3 protein-coding genes and 2 pseudogenes are annotated in these 3,739 nt (G+C 61.3%); 1 reads left to right on the forward strand and 4 read right to left on the reverse strand.

All coding sequences use genetic code 11. From position 1 onward, the window contains the following. Positions 1-300, reverse strand: a 300-nt coding sequence (locus tag WB785_RS07665) for a beta-ketoacyl synthase N-terminal-like domain-containing protein (protein ID WP_424078241.1), incomplete at its 3' end; no start/stop codon positions are given. Positions 301-477: 177 nt separating this feature from the next. Between WB785_RS07665 and WB785_RS07670 the strand changes: the two genes are divergently transcribed. Further along, the gene (locus WB785_RS07670; RefSeq protein WP_424078242.1) at positions 478-1,392 is read left to right on the forward strand and encodes a cyclopropane mycolic acid synthase family methyltransferase; all 915 of its coding nucleotides are present in this window, start codon (positions 478-480) and stop codon (positions 1,390-1,392) included. A 7-nt stretch (positions 1,393-1,399) separates the two neighbouring features. Here WB785_RS07670 and WB785_RS07675 read toward each other — a convergent pair. The 3 genes and pseudogenes from WB785_RS07675 to WB785_RS07685 all read right to left on the reverse strand — a co-directional run. After that, positions 1,400-2,259, reverse strand: a pseudogene (locus WB785_RS07675) (cyclopropane mycolic acid synthase family methyltransferase). A 105-nt stretch (positions 2,260-2,364) separates the two neighbouring features. Continuing rightward, the gene (locus WB785_RS07680) at positions 2,365-3,225 is read right to left on the reverse strand and encodes a 3-hydroxybutyryl-CoA dehydrogenase (RefSeq protein ID WP_424078243.1); all 861 of its coding nucleotides are present in this window, start codon (positions 3,223-3,225) and stop codon (positions 2,365-2,367) included. Between the two features lie 152 nt (positions 3,226-3,377). After that, a pseudogene (locus WB785_RS07685) lies at positions 3,378-3,739 on the reverse strand (isocitrate lyase); the annotation flags it as partial.

Raw genomic sequence — 3,739 nt, forward strand, 5'->3', positions numbered from 1 at the left:
GGGCGAGCCGGCATTCGTCCACACTCGCCGGCCGACGACGGTCGACATTTTTTGTAGACGCAGAAACCGGCGCAGCTCCACCCGCGACAGCTCGTGGTCGAAATCCTCAAGCAGATGTCCACCGATACGCACCGGCAGGTCGAACTCCGCGACGAATGAATCATCGAGCGTGCGGATCCCGCTCTGCTTGTCCAGCAGCTTCTTCCAGGTGTTGTCGGCGTCGGCGGCAAGGGCGGTCGTCATTGCGATGCCGGTGACGACCACATCGGGAAGACCATTTCCGGTCGACAGCTGCGCCATGGCGTTGCTTTTCGTTCCCGTCCTTTAGGGCTTCGAAGCCCTTTCCACCAGTCTGGTACCCCTGCAGCTACGAATAAAATCCTAGATCCGGCAATCCGGGGTGCCGGAAAACTGGACACGGATAAGTTGAACGTCGGCGGTGATTGCCGCGACCTGACGAGGGGTATAAGTTCGGCCATGATGACGCGCGGAAGTGAAAACGCTGGTGAGACGGCTCTGAAGCCAGATGTCGGCCACATCAAGTCGCACTACGACCGCTCGAATGAATTCTTCAAGCTCTGGCTCGATCCGTCGATGACCTACAGCTGCGCGTACTTCGAGCGCGACGACATGACGTTGGAAGAGGCGCAGCGCGCAAAGCGCGATCTGGCGCTGGGCAAGCTAGGGCTTGAGCCCGGCATGACGCTGCTCGACATCGGTTGCGGCTGGGGCTCCACCATGCGGCACGCGATCGAAAAGTACGACGTCAACGTGATCGGGCTGACGTTGAGCGACAACCAGCTTGCGCACTGCCAGCAAAAGTTCGCCGAGATGGACTCTCCGCGGACCAAAGACGTTCGGCTGCAGGGCTGGGAGCAATTCGACGAACCGGTGGACCGCATCGTGTCGCTGGGCGCGTTCGAGCATTTCGCGGACGGCGTAGGCACTTTCGAGCGATACGCCGACTTTTTCAAAATGTGTTACAACGTGCTGCCCGACGATGGCGTCATGCTGTTGCACTCGATCGTGGTGCCCACTGAAGAAGAAGGCCGGCAGATGGGACTGAAGCGAACTATGTCGCTGATCCGGTTCATCAGCTTCATCCGGAGGGAGATCTATCCCGGCGGGCGGTTGCCGACAATTCCCGTTGTCGACGAGTACGCGACCGGTGCAGGTTTCGACATCACCCGCCACCACATGATCGGGCACAACTACGTTCGCACCTTGGACACGTGGGCCAAGGGGCTGGAAGCGCATAAGGACGAGGCGATCGAGCTCAAAGGCGAAGACGAATACAACACCTTCATGAAGTACCTGACCGGTTGCCGGGAGCTGTTCCGCGACGGCTACACCAATGTATGTCAGTTCACCATGGAAAAACCGGCCGCCTGATCGACGGTTACTTGATCAGGGTGAACTGGGCGACCTCGGTGATTCCTCGGCGGAAGAAGTCGGCGCAGCCCCTCAAGTAGCGCATGTAGCGCTCGTAGACTTCCTCGGACTGCACGGCTATTGCGCGATCTCGATTGGCGGCCAGATTGTCGGCCCAGGTGTCCAGCGTCCGGGAGTAGTGCGGGCGCAGCATTTCGACTTGCTCGCAGGAGAAGTCGGCGGCCCGGGAAAACTCGAGGATGTCCTCTCTCGACGGCAGTTGGCCGCCAGGGAAAATTTCGTGCTGGATAAACCGCATGAATCTCAGGTCATTTATCGTGACCTTGACGCCGTGCTCATGCCAGTAGGTCCAGGGATGGGTGTAAATGCTGTGCAATAGCATCCGACCGCCGTCGGGCATTATGTCGTGGGCGCGTTCGAAGAATGCCGGATAACGCTCCTTCTTGAACGCGTCGAAGGCTTCGACGGTGATGATCCGGTCGACTTCTCGTCGAACTCTTCCCAGCCTTGCAGCCGCGCTTCCGCGGTGCGTTCGGTCCGGACACTAGCCAGCTTGGTCTGGCTGTACTTGTACTGGTTGCGGCTCAGCGTGATGCCGACGACGTTGACGTCGTACTTCTCGATCGCCCGGACCAGCGCCCCGCCCCAGCCGCATCCGACGTCCAGCAACGTCATTCCCGGCTCGAGGTTCAGCTTGTTCAACGCCAAATCGATCTTGGCGGTTTGCGTCTCTTCGAGGGTCATGTCGTCGCGCTCGAAGTAGGCGCATGTGTAGGTCATGGTGGGATCGAGAAACAGCGAGAAGAACTCATCGGAAAGGTCGTAGATCGCCTGCGACTCTTCGTAGTACGGCCGTAACGTAGTCATTCCACCGATGACCTATCAAAGTTCATCCGCGCCTGTGGAGAGCAACTCACCGCAGCTGCAAGGACCGCTGTCGCAAAGGTGTGTTACTCACCGCAACTCGGGGGCCTAGTAGGTATAGAAACCCTCACCCGATTTCTTGCCAAGCAAACCTGCCTCGACCATGCGTTGCAGCAACGGCGGCGGGGCGTAGTGGGCGTCCTTGAGCTCGTCGTACATCGCGTCGGCAATCAGCTTCATCGTGTCGAGCCCGATGAGGTCGGACAGCCGCAGCGGACCCATCGGATGCGACAGGCCGGCAACGACGGCGGTGTCGACGTCTTCGATCGACGCGACGCCCGACTCGACCATCCGGATGGCCGACAGCAGGTAGGGCACTAGCAGAGCGTTGACCACGAAGCCGGAACGGTCGCCGCAGCGCACCACCTTCTTGCCGAGCACCTCGCTGGCGAAGTGTTCGACGCGCTCCAGCGCCTCGTTATTGGTGACGAGCGTGTTGATCAGCTCGACAAGCGGCAAGACCGGTACCGGGTTGAAGAAGTGCAGCCCCAGCACGCGGCCCGGATTCTTGGTCGCCGCAGCGATTTTCATGATCGGGATGCTCGAGGTGTTGGACGCGAGCACGGCGGTAGGGTCGGTAATGATCTCGTCGAGCTCGGCGAAAACCTTGGCCTTGACGGCCTCGTTCTCGACGATCGCCTCGATGGTCAGCTCGCGGTCGGCGAGGTCGGACAGCGCGCTGGTGTAGCGCAGCCTGGCCAGGGTCGCGTCGCGATCGTCAGCGGGCAGCTTGCCCTTGCTGACCGCACGTTCCATCGAGGCCTCGATCCGGGCCTTGCCCGCGGCGGCCAGTTCGTCGGTGGGCTCGTAGACCACCACGTCGGCGCCGGCCTTTGCCGACACTTCGGCGATGCCCGCGCCCATCTGCCCGGCGCCGATAACACCAACGCGCTCAATCCCATTGCTCACTGCTGAGAGTCCTCTCGATATGCGTCAGGCCCCGCCCAGGGTTTCCGGACGGGGCCTGCGCTGTCAAGCCGAACGCTTGTAGCGGCGGCCTGGGCTTAGTGGCTCACGGCCATCGGTTCCACTTCCTCCTCGCGGGCAATGCCCGCGCATCGTCAGTGGAACTGGCCCTCTTCGGTCGAGCCGGCCAGGGCCGTCGTCGACGAGGTCGGGTCCACCGTGGTGGCGATGCGGTCGAAGTAACCGGCACCGACCTCGCGCTGGTGCTTGGTCGCGGTGTAACCGCGCTCCTCGGCGGCGAACTCGCGCTCCTGCAGCTCGACGTAGGCGCTCATCTGGTTGCGGGCGTAGCCGTAAGCCAGATCGAACATCGAGTAGTTCAGCGCGTGGAAGCCTGCGAGCGTAATGAACTGGAACTTGAATCCCATTGCGCCAAGCTCTTTTTGGAACCGCGCGATAGTCGAGTCGTCGAGGTGCTTGCGCCAGTTGAACGACGGCGAGCAGTTGTAGGCCAGCA

The sequence above is a fragment of the Mycobacterium sp. genome, from assembly GCF_049585075.1.
In the GTDB taxonomy this organism is placed as follows: Bacteria; Actinomycetota; Actinomycetes; order Mycobacteriales; family Mycobacteriaceae; genus Mycobacterium.

Coding starts and splice junctions, on each gene's coding strand:
- WB785_RS07670 (WP_424078242.1), top strand. CDS start 478: ATGATGACGCGCGGAAGTGAAAACGCTGGTGAGACGGCTCTGAAGCCA.